Genomic DNA, 20,122 nt, shown 5'->3' with positions numbered 1-20,122 from the left:
ATGAATTTTTCAAATATCAATCCATTAGGATCGTTACGAACCGTAACTCTCCATCTGGACGCGCTACAATAAATAGAGCATTTTTGCGTCCAGCTTCACGTAATTTATGAATACGTTTTTTAGCCTCATCAATTGTTGTGACAGAACTCTGATTGATATCAACAATCACTTCACCAACGCGAATACGCTTTTTATCCGCTGCGCTATTTTGTGCAACAGATGTCACCACTAGTCCTCGAAGTTTATCTGAAATTGAATAACGATGACGCAAATCCTCTGTCAATTCAGATAATGTCATTCCCATAAATTGCATTGTCACGTTTTTCGACAGATCTTGATTTTTTTTATCATCAACTTCTTCTTCTGTATCTTCATTTGGATCTGTTTCAATCAAACGTCCAAGCTTAACTTGTACTGTTTCTTCTTGCCCATTCCGTAAAACAGTAACATCCACCACCTTTCCTTCTGAACTTTCTGCAACTAAACGCGGCAAATCACGTGCATGCTTAATTTTGGAATTACCAAAAGAAAGAATGACATCTCCAGTTTGTAACTGGCTATTATCTACATTATTTTCTTCCGTCTGTTCTATTTTACCAGCCACCAATGCCCCTACAGCATTGTCCAATTTTAAACTTTTTGCAATATCCTCTGTTACGGGCTGAATACGAATAGCCAACCAACCGCGTCTTATTTCTCCAAAATCACGCAATTGATTAATAACAGAAAGAGCCATATCCGATGGAATAGCAAATCCAATACCGATAGATCCTCCCGAAGGTGAAACAATTGCTGTATTAATGCCAATGACTTCACCATTTCTATCAAACAACGGCCCACCAGAATTGCCCCGATTAATTGCTGCATCTGTTTGAATAAAATTATCATAGGGACCAGCATTAAGATCACGGTTACGGGCAGAAATAATACCAACCGTCACACTTCCACCAAAACCATAAGGATTACCAATAGCCATAACCCAATCACCAATACGTGCTTTTTCTGAGTCACCAAAACGCACAGCTTTTAATTTTTTACTTCCTGCATCGACTTGAAGCAACGCCAAATCAGTTTTGCTATCCTTTCCAAGAAGCTTTGCCTTTAGTTTTGTACCATCCGTAAAATTAACTTCAATATCATCAGCATCAACAATAACATGATAATTTGTAACAATAATCCCCTTTTGCGCATCAATCACAAAACCAGACCCTAAAGAACGCACCTTTTGAAATTGACTATCTTTTTGAGCATCCTTGGGTGTAAAAAAATCACTAAAATATTCCTCCAGCAATGAATCTTTTGGGATAACGGGTACCGAGGTATTTTCATCCTGTTCTGTTCCTTCAACAGTCTGTGCCGTGGAAATATTCACAACTGTTTCCAAAAGCTCAGAAGCTAAATCAGGAATAGAAAGCAATGCCTTGCTTGTCTCTGCTCCCCAAGACAAACCTGCCCCTGATAGAAACAAAGTCACACAAAAAACAACTCTTGTGATACAAGACTTCAAAAACGTATTTTTACTCACGACACTTCTATCCATGACATGCCTTTAATCAAAGATGCAAAGAGCCCCACTAAATTTATCTACATAAAACCAGCACGGCTCGATACTCTCTACCACTTTTACCATAAAAGAAAATGGTCACAGATCATTCTTTTCATGTAAAATCTCGTATCTGCAATCCATTATTTTATCTATTCTCTCCCGATTTTGGATCAGTTTTACTAATGCCAGTATTCATTGTCGGTAAGAATGCTTTATTTGCCTGCGGCGGATTACGAAAATAGAAAAAGAAATCCTCATTTGGAGAAATCACCATCGGTGTTTTCTCTAAATTCTTGTATTGTTCCATCGCCAACCAAAAATCATAAAAGGACGGATTAGCCTCCCTCGCATTCAATAAAAGACGAATACTTTCAGCTTGACCTTCACCACGGGTAATTTCAGCATCACGCTTTGCCGCTGCTACAATTTCCTCATATTCACGATTAGCTTCTGCTACAATACGATCTCGCTCTTGTTGACCACGAGCACGGATATTTTCCGCAGCAGCTTCACGTTCAGCTGCCATTTGCCGATAAACATCTTCTGAAACAGCATCAGTCAAGTCGGTTTTACGAATACGCACATCAACAATGGTAATACCCAACGAACCTGCATCTACAGAAAATTGCTTCTGTACTTCAGCCATCATCGCGCCTCGTTCATCCGATAAGGCTGCTTTAAATTCTCGCTTACCATAAACAGCACGCAAAGCGTCAATAAACCGTGGTGCAAGGTTTTCACGTGCCGCAATTTGTGGACGCCCAGAAGCAATGCGCTGTAAGAACAACTTAGGATCTGTAATACGGTAAATAAAGAACGCATCCACTTCATAATACGCACCACCACGAACCTGTACAGATTGTGTAGGAACATCGTAACGCAATAACCGATTATCAACAATGATCATCTTATCGATAAAGGGCGCCTTGAAATAGATTCCAGGATTAGATTCCACCTGAACAATTTGTCCAAAACGCTTAATTGCTACTTGTTGACGAGGATAGACGATAAATACGGACATCCACAAAATCATCAAAACAAACACTATAGCACTAAAAACAAACAAAAAGCGAGATTGCTGCATAATTAATCTCCTCCAGAAATACGAGAATCTAAGAGTAACGCAGGACGCGCTGATGTTGCCTTTACTTTTTCCGACGACTTGCTACGCAACAATTCGTTCAAAGGTAAATAAGGCACGGCTGGAGAATTTGCCTGATCAAGAACCAGCTTATTGGGTGAAGAAAGAATCCGCCCCATCGTCTCCATATAGAGACGGTAGCGCGCAGCTTCTGGTGAAATCGCAGCCTCACGAGCTATGGCCTGAAACCGTTCAGCACGCCCTGTTGCCTCTTCAACCATTTGTGCCTTTTCACCTTTTGCGATTTCCCGTGTGCGTGAAGCTTCACCATTTGCTAAACCAATTTTCGTAAAACGTACACGATTCCCCTCTTCAATCATTCTTCCACGTTCCTGCTCCGCCTGCTGAACAGAATTAAACGCAGCAGCAACCTTTGTCGGAGGAGCAGCTTCACTGATAGACACACGGCTTATTTCAACACCAAGTTGATATTTATCTACAGTCAACTGGATAATCTTTCTAACGTCATTAGCAACTTCTTCTTTCTTGTCACGTAAAACATCATCAACCGGCCGCGAACCAATGACCTCACGCATTGCACTCTCAGCAACTTGGCGAACTGTTCCTTCTTGATCATTCACATTGAATAAAAATTGACTAGGATATGAAATCCGATAGTAAACGGAAAAATTAACATTCACGATATTCTGATCACTCGAAAGCATTAAACCATCACTTTGTTGCACCTGACCAGGCTTCCCACCAATCGCGATTGTTTTTTCCGTTAAAGGTACTTTCATATAGGTCTCAATTGGCCAAAAATGAAAATGCAATCCATCACCAATGATGCCTTCTTTAGGGATGCCAAAACGCAATTCCACTGCTTGCTCATTTTGTTGGACAATATAAAGTGACTGATAGAGCAAAAAACACACAGCAAACAGAAGGAACAAAACAAAAGTTCCTCCTCTACTAAATTGTTTAAACTGATCCTGTCCTTTGCGCAAAATATCATTAAGATTGGGACCATTTTCGCCACCATTACCGCCACCAGAACCAAAAAGATTCTTAGCGGGTGTTTTTTTATCACCACTGTTTTTGGTTTTATCGCCACTCCATGGGCCACCACCATTTTGATTTGTCCAGGGCATTATCACCTCTTTAACTGATTACCACTACTCGAATACCAACCATTTGCTTGATCTTATAGGGTGCCTCTTACCTCATTACAATACAACTGATAACCCCTTCCGCTTTATATTACAAAAAATTATTTCCGCTCATAAACAACAAAACGTGTCGGATGACTATCTTTATCCCCTTTTGGAATATCTTGTGTTTGCACAATAGTCCACTTTTCTTTATCAAAAACAGGAAAAAAACTATCACCTTCTATAGAAGCTAAAACTTCTGTAAGGAATATTTTATCAGCCATATGCAACCCTTGTTGAAAAATTTCACCACCACCAATAATAAAAATTTCCTCTATATTATTTTGAGAAGCAACATTTGTTGCAAAAAAACAAGCTTGCGATAAAGAGTGAGCAACAACAGCCCCTTCAGCACAAAAGGTACAATCACGCGTAATGACGATATTTGTACGCCCTGGTAAAGGCCTTCCGATAGAATCCCAAGTTTTTCGCCCCATAATAATGGGCTTACCCAATGTCAAAGCTTTAAAGCGTTGCAAATCCGTTGATAAATGCCACGGCATTGCACCTTCACGACCGATAACACCATTTTCTGCAACAGCAGCAATAAAACAAATGGAAATCGTCATATTGCTACCGGCGCTTTAATATGGGGATGTGCTTTATAATTAAGCAATTCAAAATCCTCAAATTTAAAAGAAAAAAGATCTGTTACCGCTGGATTTATGCGCATAGATGGCAAAGTATTTGGTATACGAGACAATTGATATTGTGCCTGTTCAAAATGATTAGAATAAAGATGAACATCCCCCAAAGTATGAATAAAATCCCCTACTTTAAGACCGCTTACTTGCGCAATCATCATTGTTAACAATGCGTAAGACGCAATATTGAACGGAACACCTAAGAAAATATCCGCCGAACGCTGATAAAGTTGACAGGATAATTTCCCCTCAGCAATGTAAAATTGAAAAAGACAATGACACGGAGGCAACGCCATTTCCTCTATTAATGCAGGATTCCAAGCTGATACAATCAAGCGACGAGAATCTGGCGTTTCCTTAATCATCGTTAAAAGATTGTTAATTTGATCAATATGGCGTCCATCAGGAGCAGGCCAAGAACGCCACTGATAACCATAAACAGGACCAAGATTTCCCTTTTCATCAGCCCACTCGTCCCAAATTGACACACCATGCTCTTTCAACCAAGCAATATTTGTATCGCCTTTAAGAAACCACAAAAGTTCATAAATAATTGAACGTAAGTGTAGCTTCTTTGTTGTCAACAACGGAAATCCTGCTTGTAAATCAAAGCGCATCTGATACCCAAAGATAGATCGCGTGCCAACACCCGTTCGATCTGTCCGATCAATACCCTGATTTAAAACATGAGATAAAAGAGCAAGATATGATTTCATGAGGGTATTATGTCCGATTCTTCTTATTATAGAAAATAAAAACTGTAAAATCCGTACAAACATAATTCAAATCTTTTTCCAAAAACATCTTACACAAGAAATTATCATGATCTAACTAAATTTTTGATGCAAAAGATAAAATACTATAGACAGCTTCTAAGAAAATAACATAAATGAACAAAGATGGATGAACATCAAATAAAGGGATCGACTATGGAAAAACAAGAAGCTTTAAAACCACATGATACAAGAAAACGTATCTGGGCTATCGTGTCCAGTGCATCAGGTAATCTAGTAGAATGGTATGACTTTTATGTTTATTCCTTTACATCTATTTATTTTGCATCACAATTCTTTCCCTCAGATGGCAATGACGTTACGCAACTTTTAAAAGCGGCGGGTGTTTTTGCTATTGGTTTTCTTATGCGCCCAATCGGCGGATGGCTTTTTGGCTTCATTGCCGATCGTTACGGACGCAAACGCTCAATGCTTATCTCTGTTTTTATGATGTGTGGTGGTTCGTTCTTAATCGCCCTACTTCCTACCTATGAAACCATTGGAATGGCAGCAGGAATTCTTTTACTTTTACTCAGAATGCTTCAGGGGCTTTCTGTCGGTGGTGAATATGGTACAACAGCAACTTATATGAGCGAAATCGCCCTCAAAAATCGCCGCGGATTTTTTAGCTCTTTCCAATATACCACACTGATTGGAGGTCAACTTCTAGCCAGTCTCGTTATATTCATTTTAGCGCTTTATCTCACCGAAGATCAGCTAAAAGCGTGGGGCTGGCGTATTCCATTTGCCATTGGTGGATGCGGCGCAATTGTTGCGATTTATCTACGCCGCACACTCCATGAGACAACAACCAAAGAAAGTCGTTCTAGTGCACAAGCTGGTAGTATTCGGGGACTTCTGAGCAACCACCGAAAAGCTTTCTTTCTGGTTATTGGCTTTACAGCTGGAGGATCGCTCACATTCTACACCTATACGACTTACATGCAGAAATATCTGATCACAACCACTGGCTTTGATAAACATACAGCCACAACAATCATGACAGCTGCACTCTTTGTTTTCATGTTACTCCAACCCCTCTTTGGTTCTCTCGCAGATAAAATTGGAACAAGAACTTCTCTCCTTATTTGGAGTGTCTTATCTATTATCTTTACTATTCCTGGACTTAATATGATTGGTAATACTGATAGTACATGGATTGCTTTATCAGTCATTACTGGAATGCTCTGCATTATGAGCTTTTATACATCTATCTCTGGCATTGTAAAATCAGAAATGTTTCCCGCTTCAGTACGAGCAATAGGAGTTGGGCTCTCTTATGCTATTGCCAACGCACTGTTTGGCGGTTCTGCTGAATATGTCGCGCTTGGATTAAAAGATCTTGGATATGAATCTGTCTTCTATTTTTATATAACCGGCATGATGATTATTGCATTCATTTCTGTTCTCTTAATGCCAGATGCTCGCAAAAAAGGGTATTTACAAGGAGACGATATTCATTAACCTTTAATGTTAACAAACAAGGATTTTAACAAAAAAGCCCAGTATTCTGGGCTTTTTTATATTCTTTCCGATAGAAGTTTAAAGCTCACAATTTTTTATCCCTTCAAACACTCTAAAGAAGCAATGTTCCCTCCTGCACACGCCGCTTATAAAAATAAATGGCTTCATATTATGATGTAATAAATACTTCTTTTTCTGAATTTAGTTCACTAAAGATAAAAAACGTTTGATTTATTTTAATATTCCCATTTCCACTCAAAGTCGAAGAAAAGTGATTATCTTTCAAGAGATTTTATCAATAATAAAGACTACACTCATGATTTTGTTTAATACGTTCTTAATGGTACCCCTCATGCAACACAAATCCTTTCATGAAAAATAGAAAATACAATTATATTATGAATTCGCACACTTTTTTGAGAAACATTTCTCAATGTACCCAACTCCATTTCACAACGGTACCCGTGAATGACATAACGTAAAAGCCCCGTAAAATATAAACATAGGCATTACTCTCTTTACACTTAATAAAAGTGCAAGCCGCTATTATTATACTATTGGCGAACTCTTAATATTGTACTCCTCCTTAACACTTAAGATCATTCCTAAAAAGTATTTTAAATGATACACCAACCTCGCATGCAATAGTCAATAACATTATTTTACGAAACAACATCAAGCATATAAACTAAAGAGTATCATATCTTCATAAATACTCTGCATATGCAAATAATTCACAATCAAACAAAAAATAATATTTCCTTAAGGATAGTAAAAAGCGTATGATTTACGCAATATAACAACACCATGAGCCCACAACATCACTGATAGCTCTAGAAAAAATCTTTATGTTTCCCTAAAAAATTATCATGCTACAATAGCGTTTTTATAATGCACATCGTAAACAACTTTAAAAAGAAGAAAAGTTATAAATCTAAAAGGGGAATACTTCATGAATAATCAAACAACGTTAGATCCACATGATACAAGGAAACGTATTTTTGCTATTATATCCAGCGCATCAGGAAATCTGGTAGAATGGTACGACTTTTATGCTTACTCCTTTGCATCGGTTTATTTTGCATCACAATTTTTTCCTGAAGATGAAGATATTGTTACACAACTGTTAAAAACGGCAGGAATCTTTTTTATTGGCTTTCTTATGCGTCCAATTGGAGCATGGCTCTTTGGATACATTGCGGATCGTTATGGACGTAAACGCTCAATGCTTATTTCTGTTTTTATGATGTGTGGTGGCTCTTTTCTCATTGCCATACTTCCCACTTATAAAACCTTGGGAATAACAGCAGCATTTCTTCTCCTTTTAGTCCGTATGTTTCAAGGGCTTTCCGTTGGCGGTGAATATGGTACAGCAGCAACGTATATGAGTGAAGTTGCGCCCAAAAATCGTCGTGGTCTCTTTGCTTCTTTTCAATATGCAACAACGATCTCAGGTCAACTTCTGGCAAGTTTTATAATATTTATTTTAGCCATTTACCTTAACGAGGATCAGTTAAAAGCATGGGGATGGCGTATTCCCTTTGTCATTGGTGGCTTTGGAGCAATCGTTGCAATTTATCTGCGTAGCTTGCTTCATGAAACAACAACCCTCAAAAGCCGCTCTGAACAACACGCTGGTAGTCTTAAAGAACTTTTTCGTAATCATAAAAAAGCTTTCTTTTTGGTTGTTGGCTTTACAGCTGGTGGATCTCTCACATTTTATACATACACCACTTATATGCAAAAATATCTGATCACAACCACTGATTTTGATAAACAAACCGCAACAACGATTATGACTGCAGCCCTCTTTGTTTTTGTGCTACTCCAACCCCTTTTTGGTTCCCTAGCCGATAAAATTGGAGCAAGAGCTTCACTCATTAGTTGGGGGGCATTATCCATTATCTGCACCATTCCTGTACTTAAAATGATCGGTAATGCCCATAATCCATGGACAGCACTCTTAATTATTATTGGAATACTCTGTGTTATGAGTTTTTATACGTCCATTGCTGGTATCATAAAAGCAGAATTGTTCCCTGCTTCAATCCGAGCAATTGGTGTTGGATTTGCTTTTGCCATTGGCAACGCACTCTTTGGCGGTTCTGCTGAATATGTAGCGCTTGGATTAAAAAATATGGGATACGAATCTGTTTTCTTTTTTTACATCGTTGGTATGATGGTCATTGCACTCATCTCTATTCTTCTTATGCCCGATATAGATAAAGGAGGATATCTCGATAAGGACGATAGACTTCATTAAACTTATTTTCTGGATAAAAAAGCCCAAGAAATTGGGCTTTTTTTGATCTCCTATCCATCCTAATAAAGAACAAAAATGCTGCCCCGCATTCGTCTTACAAACAACTCAGTTTCTCTTAAGCTGTCTATAGTTACTGCCCTCTTTATATAATTTACTTGATAAGATTCTATAGGCAAGCCCTACCCTAAATATTATCACGATATCTAAAAAACACCTCATACGGAAAACCTTATCTGAGGCTTACCTCCCCCTCCTAAATGATGATGTGTTATGATACAATAAGATAATTAAGGACACAAAATCCCCTTTTACATTAACTTAAGCTTTATGAAATGTCTTCAGTTTTTGGGCTTTCTGCTCATAAAGACCATCTCTTCTATAATCTTCCGGTATGATGCCAATATTGCATTCTTCTCATCAAGTTTAAAGGTATCTTGATCTACTTTTCAATGTTCTCTCCCTTTAAATGCAATGTGATAACTTTTTATTCTACAACACAAGTAAAAATCTTAAAACGAATGACAACATAACTCTAATAAATCATCTTAAAGAGTTTCCCTAAGAAATTGTTATAATACCATTGAATTTTTCTGGAAATCATAAACAATTATGTTTAGAAAATATGAACTATAAATCCAAAAGGGGAACAATTCATGAAAAATGAAACAACTTCAGCATCACAGGATGCAAGAAAACGTGTTTTTGCTATTATAGCAAGCGCATCAGGAAATCTCGTAGAATGGTATGATTTTTACGTGTACTCATTTGCATCAATTTATTTTGCATCACAATTCTTTCCCTCCGATGGTGATACGATTACGCCACTGTTAAAAACCGCAGGTGTGTTTTTTATTGGCTTTCTTATGCGCCCTATTGGAGCTTGGTTTTTAGGGTTTGTCGCCGATCGTTATGGACGTAAACGCTCGATGCTTATATCCATTTTTATGATGTGTGGTGGCTCTTTTTTCATCGCCATACTTCCCACCTATGAAACCTTAGGAGTAACATCAGCAATCCTTTTACTTTTAGCTCGGATGATGCAAGGACTTTCAGCAGGTGGTGAATATGGTACAGCAGCCACTTATATGAGCGAAGTTGCTCTCAAAAAACATCGTGGGCTTTTTGCTTCTTTCCAATCAGCCACCCTTATTACAGGTCAACTTCTTGCCAGCTTCATTATATTTATTCTAGCATCTTATCTCTCTGAAGATCAGTTAAAAGCATGGGGATGGCGCATTCCTTTTGTGATTGGTGGTTTCGGGGCAGTGATTGCGATTTATCTGCGTCGTTCTCTCCACGAAACAACCACGAAAGAAAGCCGCTCTCACAAACACTCTGGCAGTCTTAAGGAACTTCTCACCAAGCATACAAAAGCCGTTGTCGTAATTGCATGCTTTGCATCAGGAGGATCACTCACATTTTACACCTTTACGACTTATATGCAAAAATATCTGATCACAACCACCGGCTTTGATAAACATACCGCAACAACGATTATGACAGCTGTACTATTTATTTTCATCCTATTCCAACCCATAGCTGGTATCATAGCCGATAAAATTGGAACAAAAACTTTACTTATCATTTGGAGTATACTCTCTGTCATCTTTACATTTCCTGGACTCTGGATAATCGGTAATACGCATAGTATATGGATTGCCTTTTCCGTCATTATTGGCTTGCTCTTCATTATGAGCATGTATACATCCATCTCTGGTGTCGTCAAATCAGCAATGTTTCCCTCTTCAATACGCGCATTAGGCGTTAGCATCTCTCATGCCATTGGCAACGCCTTATTTGGTGGTTCTGCTGAATACGTTGCGCTTGGATTAAAAAAGTACGGTCATGAATCACTCTTTTATTTTTATATAACCGTCGTGATGATCATGGCATTCATTGCTCTTCTCTTTGTCCCGAGTATGCGTAAAGGAGGCTACCTCCAAGAAGATGAAAAACATTAACCCTTTTTATCAACGAAAAAGCCCAAGAGATTGGGCTTTTTTATCATTATCGCAAATTTAATATTGTTTAAATTTTATGAAGTGCATTAAGGTGCTTAGCAACTAGATAATAAAAAGTCAGTCGACTTTTTCTACGCTCTCCAGACATCATCTCAGCCACTTTTGAAACAGCCATTTTAGCACTCTTCTCATCGGCTTCTAAAACATCTTGAACCCATTTTTCAACACGTTCTAACTCTTTTGGATCCGATGTAGCAACAAGCGCTGCATCCTGCTTTTTCATCACTAAAGCTAAACGACGGCTAAGTCGTTCTATTGCTGCTTCATCGGGATTTGAATCATATAGTTTAATATCTGCTAAATTATTTGTCATTTTGCATCATCTCCTCTCCAAAAATGAGCGGTCTATACTTTATAGCCGCCTCGTATAGCTCCATAAATAATTAGAGGATTAAAAATATTAACAACCCCCCCTTTTCCTAAGACTGTTCTTCATCTATATTTAGAGGGCTGGTTTACCAGCTATGGTAATAAATGGACGGTGAAATAAACCTATTGGACCCGGGGGCGGTACCCGGCGCCTCCACCAAAATATAAAAAACCAAAGTTATATTTTGGTGGGGGCGAAATAGGATCGACAAGGGTGTAAAGATCGCTCTTTTACTCGGCATTGTACCACCGTTATCGGGCTAAATGAGTAGTTGCAAATGACAACTATGCGGAAGCACGTCTCGCCGCTTAAGGTGGTGTGAATGTTTCAAATTGAGTCTTAAACCGTCGCAGGTTTAAGCGGGGTTCGAAGGCACCTGGCAACAGAAGCCTTCACTTTTTTAAATGTTATTGATTGATCTTTCAGACATTATCAGACATTATTTACCATAGATTTTCGTGTTTTTTCGATTCATTGAGGTACATAGTAGACAAAATATTGCTAGTTTTAAAATACATTCTATTACACAATATCAATACAATCCATTCTGCTACGTGAAATAAAAGGAATAAACTTCGATGGTTAAAGATCAAATCCGTTACGATATTCTCGTTCAGGATGCGCTTCGTGGAGTTATCCGTAAAGTTTTATCGGAAGTTGCCAAAGCAGGTCTTCCGGGAAATCATCATTTTTTTATAACTTTTTTGACAAATGCCCCAGGCGTTAAAATTTCTCCTCGGCTAAAAAATCGCTATCCTGAACAAATGACAATCGTCTTGCAACATCAGTTTAGAGATCTCAGTGTTTCAGAAACAGCCTTCGAAGTAACCCTCTCTTTCAGGGAAATAACGGAAAAACTGGTAATTCCTTTTACTTCCGTTCAGGTCTTTTATGATCCTGTAGCAGCATTTGAAGCAGCATTTGATCTACCCTCAAGTCTGACCTCTGGAGAAAGTGAAAATTCAGAAAACACCTTATCTGCACCCATTACTCTCTCAAACAAACAAAAAAAAGAAAATACGCTCACAAAAGAACAAAATCTCAGTACCAATAAAGAACCTTCAAATAATGATACAAAACAAAGTGCTGATGTTGTCTCTTTAGATTCTTTTCGGAAAAAATAAACTTTCTCATGCCTGAATTAATTAACCTTCGCCAATTTCGAAAACAAAAAAAGCGTACAGAAAAAGCTCTTTGCGCTGAGCAAAATCGTTATCGTTTTGGTCGAACAAAAACTGAAAAACTTTTTGAGCAACAAAAATCTTTAAAAACGCAAAAATTTCTTGATCAAAATCGTTTACGAAATGACGAATAAAGGTAGAAAAATGCACGAAAATAATTCTATCGATTGGTCAAAAGTTATTCCACGAAAAATATCTGTTCGCGTTGATGGGCACGCAACAAGCGTCTCTTTAGAACCACCATTTTTAGATATTCTAAAAGATATAGCTCGCCAAAAAGGACAATCTTTAGCCTTTATTATCACTGATATTGATAGCAAAAGACCACAACAAGTAAATCTCTCGGCCTCGTTACGCGTTTATGCCCTTCAAAGCGTTCTCACCCAACGCCTTTAATGTTTGTGCTTATTTTTTACGTTCTCTTTCTGTCTGTTCAACTGAAACTGTTGTGACTTTTTAAGAGAAGTTTTTTTAATCTAGAACTTCAATGAAAAAAAGACTACAAAAGAGAGATAATGAGTAATTTTTCTGATCACAACATACCTTCCTTTGAAGAAGATTCCCCTCCAGACCATGATAAGAAGAGCTCTGGTTTTTTCTCCCATACTCTAAAAGAACAAAAGTCATATAACACAGACTATTTAGAACAACTCAATCCAGAACAGCAACAAGCTGTTATGAATACTGAGGGACCTCTTTTAGTTCTTGCAGGTGCTGGTACAGGAAAAACGCGCGTTTTAACAACCCGTATTTCTCACATTTTACGCTCTGGACTTGCCTCTCCTCAGCAAATACTTGCTGTCACTTTCACCAACAAAGCAGCCCGTGAAATGAAAATACGGATTGGTGAACTTATTGGAGAAGTTGTTGAAGGTATGCCTTGGCTTGGAACCTTTCATTCCACTGGAGCTAAAATTTTACGCCGTCACGCAGAGCTTGTTGATTTAAAAAGAAACTTTACAATTCTTGATAGCGATGATGTTCTTCGACTTTTAAAACAGCTTATTCAAGCTGAAGGATTAGACGATAAGCGTTGGCCCGCACGAAACCTTGCCATGATGATTGATTCCTGGAAAAATCAAGGACTTTCACCAAAACATATCTCAAAAAGTGATGCTCATTCCTTTGGTAACGGCATGGGGCGCGAACTTTATCACAGTTATCAAAATCGATTAAAAGATCTTAATGCTTGTGATTTTGGTGACCTTCTACTTCATTCTATCTCTATTTTCCAACATAATTCAGATATTCTTCGCGAATATCATTCTCAATTTCGTTATATTCTTGTCGATGAATATCAAGATACAAATACAGCACAATATCTTTGGCTTCGCCTTTTAGCCCAACATCCTCAAGGTCAACATGTTAATCTTTGTTGTGTTGGCGATGATGATCAATCTATTTATGGATGGCGTGGTGCAAAAGTCGAAAACATATTACGTTTTGAAAAAGATTTTCCTTCTGCTAAAATTATTCGTCTAGAACGCAATTACCGCTCAACATCCCATATTCTCAAAACCGCCTCCCATCTCATTGCGCATAATGAAGAAAGACTGGGAAAAGTCCTTTTTTCTGCTCAAATAAAGAGTGAGGAAGAAAAGGTAAAAATTCATTCAGCATGGGATTCGGCAGAAGAAGCACGAGCAATCGGAGAAGAAATCGAACGCGCACAACAAACCGGTCATGCATTAAATCATATGGCTATATTGGTACGCGCATCATTTCAAATGCGTGAATTTGAAGATCGCTTTGTAACACTTGGCCTTAATTATCGCGTCATTGGTGGTCCTCGTTTTTATGAGCGAATGGAAATACGTGATGCCATGGCTTATTTACGCGTTGTTGTCCAACCCACTGATGATTTAGCTTTTGAGCGTGTTATTAATACACCCAAACGCGGCATAGGAGATGCAACCCTGCGCATTCTTTATGAGAGTGCACGTGCACGTGCTGTTCCTCTTTTTTCTGCTGCCGCTGACATCATTGAAACAGATGAATTAAAGCCTAAGGCACGCAGTGCGTTACGAAGCCTTATTGAAAACTTCCGCCGCTGGCAAAATATGCTTCAAGACACTCCTCATAGAGAACTTGCCGAAATCATCCTTGATGATTCTGGTTATACAACCATGTGGTTAGAAGATCGCTCACCAGAGGCTCCTACACGACTAGAAAATCTTAAAGAAATGATTCGTTCCATGGAACAATTTGAAAATCTTCAAAGTTTTTTGGAACATGTTGCACTCGTTATGGAAACGGAAAATAATGAAAATATGGATGCAGTCAACATCATGACACTTCATTCAGCCAAAGGGCTTGAATTTGAAACAGTTTTTCTTCCAGGTTGGGAAGAAGGACTCTTTCCCCACCAGCGCTCATTAGATGAAGGTGGACGTTCAGGATTAGAAGAAGAACGGCGCCTTGCTTACGTAGGTCTAACAAGAGCAAAAAAATATTTGCATATCTGGTTTGTATCTAATCGAAGAATTCATGGATTTTGGCAACCTGCTCTCCCCTCTCGTTTTCTAGATGAATTACCAGCAGAGCATATAGAAGTTGTAGAAATGGAAACATCTTATGGTGGTTATGGAAAATCTTCCTTTCAATATCACGATTCTTTTTATAATGACTATGCAACACCAAGACAAAAGCGTGCACAAAAAAACAAGAATATTGAAGGAAAAGTTATCACGCAATCAATCTCTCATACACCATCAGATTTTTCTGTCAATGATCGGATTTTTCACATAAAATTTGGTTATGGTTATATTACAGCAATAGACGATCATAAATTGACAATAATGTTCGAAAAAGCCGGAGAAAAGCGTGTACTAGATAATTTTGTAAACAAAGCTTAATTACAAGCAAACCATGATCCGTTTTTCCAAGAGATCATTTTGTTTTATTCTGACTATCATTTCCATTTGCGAACAAAGGCTTCAATGGGCAGATTTTGCATATCAGGCAATGCGTCGTGAATTTTATCAAGTGGCCAATCCCACCAAGCCATATCTAAAAGGCATTCTATCACATGATTGGGAAACCGCATCCGCAATCGCTTAGCAGGCACCCCAACGACAATCGTATAAGGCATAACATCTTTCGTTATAACAGCGTTCGCACCAATGATAGCGCCATGACCAATTGTCACTCCAGGCATAATAACCGCACCATGTCCAATCCACACATCATGCCCAATAATAACACGTTTTGCACAACGCCTTTCACGAAAACCACTATCTAATGCCATATAACGAAAATATTCGTTTGGACGATAGGTTATTTTATGCGTTGAAACACGCTCCATAGGATGCTCCAACGCATTCATCCGTACATGAGATGCAATAGAACAAAAACGACCAATATCGCTGTAAATAGCCTCACTGTTACGTTCTAAATAAGAAAAATCTCCAACTATTACATCACGCAAAACTACCCGCTCATTAATTTCCACATAGCGCCCTAATTTACAACCATGCAGCCGTGCTGTCGTATGGATACGAGGTTTACTTTCATGAAATCGAAGATCGTTTTCAATATTCATTATTGCCTTCCATCAATTGTTTCATCAATAGATATGGAAAGACATACCAACCAAACCAATAAAATCAACCGTGAAACAAACATTGCAAAACAAACCAGCCAATGCTAGAATTTTTTGACACTTTTAAAAGAGACAAACTATGAAAAATGTACTCCGCATTTTAGGGCTAACAGTTATATTTCTTACGGGGATTTTTATTTATGATGCATTTATAAATAAGCCTTTAGGTGATAACTTTACGCTCACTGATTCAAATGGAAAAACGATTACCGAAGCTGATATTCGAAATAAGCCTTCAATAATTTTCTTCGGTTTTACAATGTGTCCTGAAAGCTGCCCTACCACACTGATGAATCTTGATCGATGGCTTACAGCCCTTGGACCACAAGCGGATAAGTTAGGAATATGGTTTGTGACTGTTGACCCCGAACGTGATACACCAGAAATACTCCATAATTATCTCAGTAATTTTAACAATAAAATCATTGGCATTAGCGGAGCTCCTGATAAAGTTCATAAAATGGTCAATTCTTTCAACATTGTTGCTGAAAAAGTCCCTGGGGAAGATGGAAACTATACTTATAACCATACGGCAGCAATTTTTTTACTCAAAAAAGGCGGAAAGTTAGCAGGTGTTATCCGTTATGATACGAAAGAAAGCGATAGCGAATTAAAAGATGAAATCGCCATTGAACGGTTAAAAAAACTTATCTTAAACTAAAAAAGCCGATCAAAAGAAAGAACAGCATGTCGCAACAAATTCGCCTCTATTGTACTGCTTCTAAAAATGAAGCAGAGCAATTTTATACCCTCATAGAAACAGCTTTTGACGAAGAAGGATATCCTCTTGCTCTTGTAGAGATAGACGAAAAAAATGCTATATATGAACTTTCTCTATATGTTGATCAAGACAATCAGGAGCACGCATTGAAACGTTTTGCAAGCGTTCTCTCTATAGATTTTGATAAAATTAATATAGAAGTTTTACCCAATATTGATTGGGTACAAAAAAGCCTAGAGGGACTAAAACCTATACATGCAGGTCCTTTTTTCCTTCATGGAAGTCACCACCGAAACACCATTCCAGCAAATGTTCTCCCTATTGAAATTGAAGCGAATCAAGCCTTTGGAACTGGGCATCATGGAACAACAGCCGGTTGTTTGGAAATGATTGCCAAAGTAATGAAACACGAAAATCCACAAAATGCCCTTGATCTTGGAACTGGCAGTGGAGTCTTAGCCATTGGCATAGCAATGCTCAAGCCCATTACTATTCTCGCCTCCGATATTGATCCTATTGCTATTCAAGTTGCACAACATAATATCGAGCTTAATGGCGTAAAAGAGTATATTACAGCGGTTACTGCAACAGGTTTTATGCATGAACACATTGCAACACGAGCCCCTTTTGATCTCATTGTTGCCAATATTCTTGCCAATCCTCTCATTGAACTTGCGCAAGAAATGGTAAAAGCTCTTAAAAAAGGAGGATCACTTATACTCTCTGGAATTCTTGAAGAGCAACACGCCCATGTTTTAGATATTTATATAAAACAAGGACTGAAGCATATCGAAACATACCACCGGCAAGGATGGGTAACGATACATCTAAAATAAATGAAAAGGACGTTGTTATGTATCAATCTTTTGAGGCGACAACAAATCCCACGCATGCTGCAAAACGCATTGCCTCCCTTCGTAAAGAACTTGATCGCCTTGGGCTCGATGGTTTTCTTGTTCCACGGTGCGATGAACATCAAGGAGAATATGTCCCCCCTCATGCTCAACGTCTTAGCTGGCTAACCGGCTTTACTGGTTCAGCTGGGATTGCCCTCATTTTAAAAAACAAAGCCATTATATTCACAGATGGACGCTATAAACTTCAAGTCCGCCAACAAACTGATCCTCATATTTTTGATTATGAAGATCTAATAATCTTCCCTCCTTCACAATGGCTTGAAACAAATGGAAAAAAACTTTCTATTGGCTTTGACCCATGGCTTCACACCATTACTGCTATCGATATATTGAAAAACGCATTAGAAAATAAAGCCGGCGGGACACTTGTAGAAGTTCAACATAATCCCATTGATTTGCTCTGGCATGATCAACCAAAATTACCGCAATCTGCCCTATCAGTTCATCCTCTCAAATATGCAGGATGCAGTTCAGATGAAAAGTTGGCATTGATTTGCAGATATATACAAAAAGCCAATGCAGATGCCTTTATTTTTACAGACCCCTCTTCCATTGCATGGACATTTAATATACGGGGCAATGATGTTTCCAATACACCTTTTTCCCTTTGTTTTGCTCTCATTCCACTTAATGAAACACCAGCCTTATTCATTAACAGCAAAAAACTTGGTGTAGAACAGAAACAATATCTGGAACGTTATGCAAAATTATATGAACCAGAACAGCTTGTTCCCAAGATCAAAGAGTATATTCAAAAAGGGACAGTGTTTGCCTTAGATCCACAACTAACATGCGAAAAATTACGCACTATCATTAAAGAAGAAAACAGCTCTTTCATCACGCTTACCGACCCTGCTGCTCTACCACGTGCCATTAAAAATGACACAGAACTCAATGGCGCACGCAAAGCGCATCTACGCGATGGTGTTGCCCTAACCCGTTTTTTTTCTTGGTTAGATAAACAAATACCAGGGTCAATAAATGAAATTTCTGCTGCTCAAAAATTAGAAGAATTTCGCATAAATACAGCAAAAGAAATGGGAGAAAAACTTGAAGATCTTTCTTTTGATACAATCTCAGCAACAGGAGCAAATGGTGCCATTATTCATTATCGTGTAACAACGCAAACAAATAAACAACTCAAAGCCGGTGAACTTTATCTTGTTGATTCAGGTGGACAATATCGTGATGGCACGACTGATGTCACACGCACCGTAGCAATCGGCAATATTGGAGAAGAAGAAAAACGCTGTTTTACGCTTGTCCTCAAAGGCATGATTGCGCTTTCAACTATCAGATTTCCAAAAGGCACACGTGGACAAGACATTGATGCTCTTGCACGCATTGCATTATGGAAAGCTGGTTTTGATTATGCCCATGGCACGGGTCATGGTGTTGGATCTTATCTTTCTGTCCATGAAGGACCGCAAAATATTTCCCGCAAAGGGTGCCAAGAACTCATCCCCGGTATGATTCTTTCAAACGAACCAGGCTATTACCGCGAAGGCGCTTTTGGTATCCGTCTTGAAAATTTGATGATTGTGCAGGCAGCACAAAAAATTGATGGTGGAGATATAGAAATGCTCTCGTTCGAAACACTCACACATTGCCCCATTGATCGACGGTTAATCCTTCCAGAGCTTTTGACACAAGAAGAACGACAATGGCTTAATGATTACCATGCACATGTTTATCAGGTTAATGCACCTTACTTGAACGAAGAAGATAAAAAATGGGCAAAAGAGGCAACAATGCCCCTTTAAATCAAGCAACCTATAACTTTTACCCTTTCTACAAAAACATCACCGTCTTTTTTTAGAGAAAAATATGTACTTGCGTCAGGAAATACAAAAAATATTTCTACAAGATACTTCACGTTTTTTCTGATATGGCAAACACTGACCTAGGTGAAGCAGAGTGAGATACGCCTGCACGTGGTAATGCTTATTTTGGGTATTACCATCTAGACACTACCATATCCCTAGTTTCTTTATATGGAAACTCTCGTTATATTTTGTAATCCTTCGCATCGTATTTCTAAAACACCTATTATAACCAGCTTATTACGCTGTTTGGATTCAAAAATTCTGCATATTTATTTACAATTTTTACCTTGCTTCACAATGATAATTTATAAATTTTACTAATAATAACCTTGTATATTCTTCATCATAATAGTTTAAGTTTAATATTTAAGTTCAACGTTAATTATTTTAAATAACGTAATAAATATCAAAGTATATGGCGTTCTATGTTTGCAAAAAATAGCCCCTTTATCTCCTTTTTGATTCCATCTCCCCCAAATGTAAGAAAGATAACCACACAAACA

The 20,122-nt window shown here is 38.3% G+C and carries 17 protein-coding genes and 1 other RNA gene; 11 read left to right on the top strand and 7 right to left on the bottom strand.

From position 1 onward, the window contains the following. Positions 1-16 precede the first annotated feature (16 nt). The 5 genes from ACFIJJ_RS05230 to ACFIJJ_RS05210 all read right to left on the bottom strand — a co-directional run bounded on the left by ACFIJJ_RS05230 (position 17) and on the right by ACFIJJ_RS05210 (position 5,198). Positions 17-1,540: a Do family serine endopeptidase gene (locus ACFIJJ_RS05230; protein WP_375646187.1), complete on the bottom strand. Its 1,524-nt coding sequence runs from the start codon at positions 1,538-1,540 to the stop codon at positions 17-19. A gap of 151 nt (positions 1,541-1,691) precedes the next feature. Further along, positions 1,692-2,630, bottom strand: coding sequence for a protease modulator HflC (gene hflC, locus ACFIJJ_RS05225; protein WP_273790755.1), 939 nt, complete (start codon positions 2,628-2,630; stop codon positions 1,692-1,694). Between the two features lie 2 nt (positions 2,631-2,632). Next, the gene (gene hflK / locus ACFIJJ_RS05220) at positions 2,633-3,778 is read right to left on the bottom strand and encodes an FtsH protease activity modulator HflK (RefSeq protein WP_375623332.1); all 1,146 of its coding nucleotides are present in this window, start codon (positions 3,776-3,778) and stop codon (positions 2,633-2,635) included. 119 nt (positions 3,779-3,897) lie between these two features. Next, complete coding sequence (locus ACFIJJ_RS05215) at positions 3,898-4,407, bottom strand: dihydrofolate reductase (protein WP_375623334.1); 510 nt, start codon at positions 4,405-4,407, stop codon at positions 3,898-3,900. Next, positions 4,404-5,198, bottom strand: a complete 795-nt coding sequence (locus ACFIJJ_RS05210; protein ID WP_375623336.1) for a thymidylate synthase — start codon at positions 5,196-5,198, stop codon at positions 4,404-4,406. The genes ACFIJJ_RS05215 and ACFIJJ_RS05210 overlap by 4 nt, the downstream gene beginning before the upstream one ends. A gap of 213 nt (positions 5,199-5,411) precedes the next feature. Here ACFIJJ_RS05210 and ACFIJJ_RS05205 point away from each other — a divergent pair, with 213 nt between their 5' ends. The 3 genes from ACFIJJ_RS05205 to ACFIJJ_RS05195 all read left to right on the top strand — a co-directional run bounded on the left by ACFIJJ_RS05205 (position 5,412) and on the right by ACFIJJ_RS05195 (position 10,943). Continuing rightward, positions 5,412-6,719, top strand: a complete 1,308-nt coding sequence (locus tag ACFIJJ_RS05205; RefSeq protein ID WP_375623338.1) for an MFS family transporter — start codon at positions 5,412-5,414, stop codon at positions 6,717-6,719. A 952-nt stretch (positions 6,720-7,671) separates the two neighbouring features. Then, complete coding sequence (locus ACFIJJ_RS05200; RefSeq protein WP_375646184.1) at positions 7,672-8,982, top strand: MFS family transporter; 1,311 nt, start codon at positions 7,672-7,674, stop codon at positions 8,980-8,982. A gap of 653 nt (positions 8,983-9,635) precedes the next feature. Then, the gene (locus tag ACFIJJ_RS05195; RefSeq protein ID WP_375646183.1) at positions 9,636-10,943 is read left to right on the top strand and encodes an MFS transporter; all 1,308 of its coding nucleotides are present in this window, start codon (positions 9,636-9,638) and stop codon (positions 10,941-10,943) included. 67 nt (positions 10,944-11,010) lie between these two features. On the opposite strand, the gene ACFIJJ_RS05190 is transcribed toward ACFIJJ_RS05195, so the two are convergent. After that, entirely contained in the window at positions 11,011-11,316 is a 306-nt protein-coding gene (locus ACFIJJ_RS05190) for a DUF2853 family protein (protein WP_375623344.1), read from the bottom strand. A 97-nt stretch (positions 11,317-11,413) separates the two neighbouring features. Here ACFIJJ_RS05190 and ssrA point away from each other — a divergent pair. The 5 genes from ssrA to ACFIJJ_RS05165 all read left to right on the top strand — a co-directional run bounded on the left by ssrA (position 11,414) and on the right by ACFIJJ_RS05165 (position 15,409). Further along, positions 11,414-11,770, top strand: a transfer-messenger RNA (tmRNA) gene (gene ssrA, locus ACFIJJ_RS05185). Positions 11,771-11,951: 181 nt separating this feature from the next. Continuing rightward, entirely contained in the window at positions 11,952-12,497 is a 546-nt protein-coding gene (locus ACFIJJ_RS05180; protein WP_375623346.1) for an SspB family protein, read from the top strand. 8 nt (positions 12,498-12,505) lie between these two features. After that, positions 12,506-12,688, top strand: a complete 183-nt coding sequence (locus ACFIJJ_RS05175; RefSeq protein WP_375623348.1) for a DUF4169 family protein — start codon at positions 12,506-12,508, stop codon at positions 12,686-12,688. A 10-nt stretch (positions 12,689-12,698) separates the two neighbouring features. Beyond that, positions 12,699-12,950: a ribbon-helix-helix domain-containing protein gene (locus ACFIJJ_RS05170; RefSeq protein ID WP_273790764.1), complete on the top strand. Its 252-nt coding sequence runs from the start codon at positions 12,699-12,701 to the stop codon at positions 12,948-12,950. Between the two features lie 119 nt (positions 12,951-13,069). Then, positions 13,070-15,409: an ATP-dependent helicase gene (locus tag ACFIJJ_RS05165; RefSeq protein WP_375646181.1), complete on the top strand. Its 2,340-nt coding sequence runs from the start codon at positions 13,070-13,072 to the stop codon at positions 15,407-15,409. A gap of 56 nt (positions 15,410-15,465) precedes the next feature. On the opposite strand, the gene ACFIJJ_RS05160 is transcribed toward ACFIJJ_RS05165, so the two are convergent. Continuing rightward, positions 15,466-16,095: a DapH/DapD/GlmU-related protein gene (locus tag ACFIJJ_RS05160; RefSeq protein WP_375646178.1), complete on the bottom strand. Its 630-nt coding sequence runs from the start codon at positions 16,093-16,095 to the stop codon at positions 15,466-15,468. 139 nt (positions 16,096-16,234) lie between these two features. On the opposite strand from ACFIJJ_RS05160, the gene ACFIJJ_RS05155 reads away from it, so the two are divergent. From ACFIJJ_RS05155 to ACFIJJ_RS05145, 3 genes are read left to right on the top strand one after another with little or no spacing between them, the layout of a single operon-like run. Continuing rightward, positions 16,235-16,816 (top strand): SCO family protein, encoded by a 582-nt coding sequence (locus ACFIJJ_RS05155; protein WP_375623355.1) that lies wholly within the window; start codon positions 16,235-16,237, stop codon positions 16,814-16,816. Between the two features lie 26 nt (positions 16,817-16,842). Then, the gene (locus ACFIJJ_RS05150; protein ID WP_375623357.1) at positions 16,843-17,712 is read left to right on the top strand and encodes a 50S ribosomal protein L11 methyltransferase; all 870 of its coding nucleotides are present in this window, start codon (positions 16,843-16,845) and stop codon (positions 17,710-17,712) included. Positions 17,713-17,729: 17 nt separating this feature from the next. Beyond that, the gene (locus tag ACFIJJ_RS05145; protein ID WP_375646177.1) at positions 17,730-19,556 is read left to right on the top strand and encodes an aminopeptidase P family protein; all 1,827 of its coding nucleotides are present in this window, start codon (positions 17,730-17,732) and stop codon (positions 19,554-19,556) included. The last annotated feature ends 566 nt before the right edge of the window (positions 19,557-20,122 follow it).

Source organism: Bartonella sp. TT29SHDZB, assembly GCF_042193395.1.
GTDB lineage: Bacteria > Pseudomonadota > Alphaproteobacteria > Rhizobiales > Rhizobiaceae > Bartonella.
This window is presented reverse-complemented; position numbering and strand designations above follow the sequence as displayed.

Coding starts and splice junctions, on each gene's coding strand:
- ACFIJJ_RS05200 (WP_375646184.1), top strand. CDS start 7,672: ATGAATAATCAAACAACGTTAGATCCACATGATACAAGGAAACGTATT.
- hflK (WP_375623332.1), bottom strand. CDS start 3,778: ATGCCCTGGACAAATCAAAATGGTGGTGGCCCATGGAGTGGCGATAAA.
- ACFIJJ_RS05190 (WP_375623344.1), bottom strand. CDS start 11,316: ATGACAAATAATTTAGCAGATATTAAACTATATGATTCAAATCCCGAT.
- ACFIJJ_RS05195 (WP_375646183.1), top strand. CDS start 9,636: ATGAAAAATGAAACAACTTCAGCATCACAGGATGCAAGAAAACGTGTT.
- ACFIJJ_RS05205 (WP_375623338.1), top strand. CDS start 5,412: ATGGAAAAACAAGAAGCTTTAAAACCACATGATACAAGAAAACGTATC.
- hflC (WP_273790755.1), bottom strand. CDS start 2,630: ATGCAGCAATCTCGCTTTTTGTTTGTTTTTAGTGCTATAGTGTTTGTT.
- ACFIJJ_RS05145 (WP_375646177.1), top strand. CDS start 17,730: ATGTATCAATCTTTTGAGGCGACAACAAATCCCACGCATGCTGCAAAA.
- ACFIJJ_RS05150 (WP_375623357.1), top strand. CDS start 16,843: ATGTCGCAACAAATTCGCCTCTATTGTACTGCTTCTAAAAATGAAGCA.
- ACFIJJ_RS05170 (WP_273790764.1), top strand. CDS start 12,699: ATGCACGAAAATAATTCTATCGATTGGTCAAAAGTTATTCCACGAAAA.
- ACFIJJ_RS05210 (WP_375623336.1), bottom strand. CDS start 5,198: ATGAAATCATATCTTGCTCTTTTATCTCATGTTTTAAATCAGGGTATT.
- ACFIJJ_RS05230 (WP_375646187.1), bottom strand. CDS start 1,540: ATGGATAGAAGTGTCGTGAGTAAAAATACGTTTTTGAAGTCTTGTATC.
- ACFIJJ_RS05180 (WP_375623346.1), top strand. CDS start 11,952: ATGGTTAAAGATCAAATCCGTTACGATATTCTCGTTCAGGATGCGCTT.
- ACFIJJ_RS05165 (WP_375646181.1), top strand. CDS start 13,070: ATGAGTAATTTTTCTGATCACAACATACCTTCCTTTGAAGAAGATTCC.
- ACFIJJ_RS05155 (WP_375623355.1), top strand. CDS start 16,235: ATGAAAAATGTACTCCGCATTTTAGGGCTAACAGTTATATTTCTTACG.
- ACFIJJ_RS05175 (WP_375623348.1), top strand. CDS start 12,506: ATGCCTGAATTAATTAACCTTCGCCAATTTCGAAAACAAAAAAAGCGT.
- ACFIJJ_RS05215 (WP_375623334.1), bottom strand. CDS start 4,407: ATGACGATTTCCATTTGTTTTATTGCTGCTGTTGCAGAAAATGGTGTT.
- ACFIJJ_RS05160 (WP_375646178.1), bottom strand. CDS start 16,095: ATGAATATTGAAAACGATCTTCGATTTCATGAAAGTAAACCTCGTATC.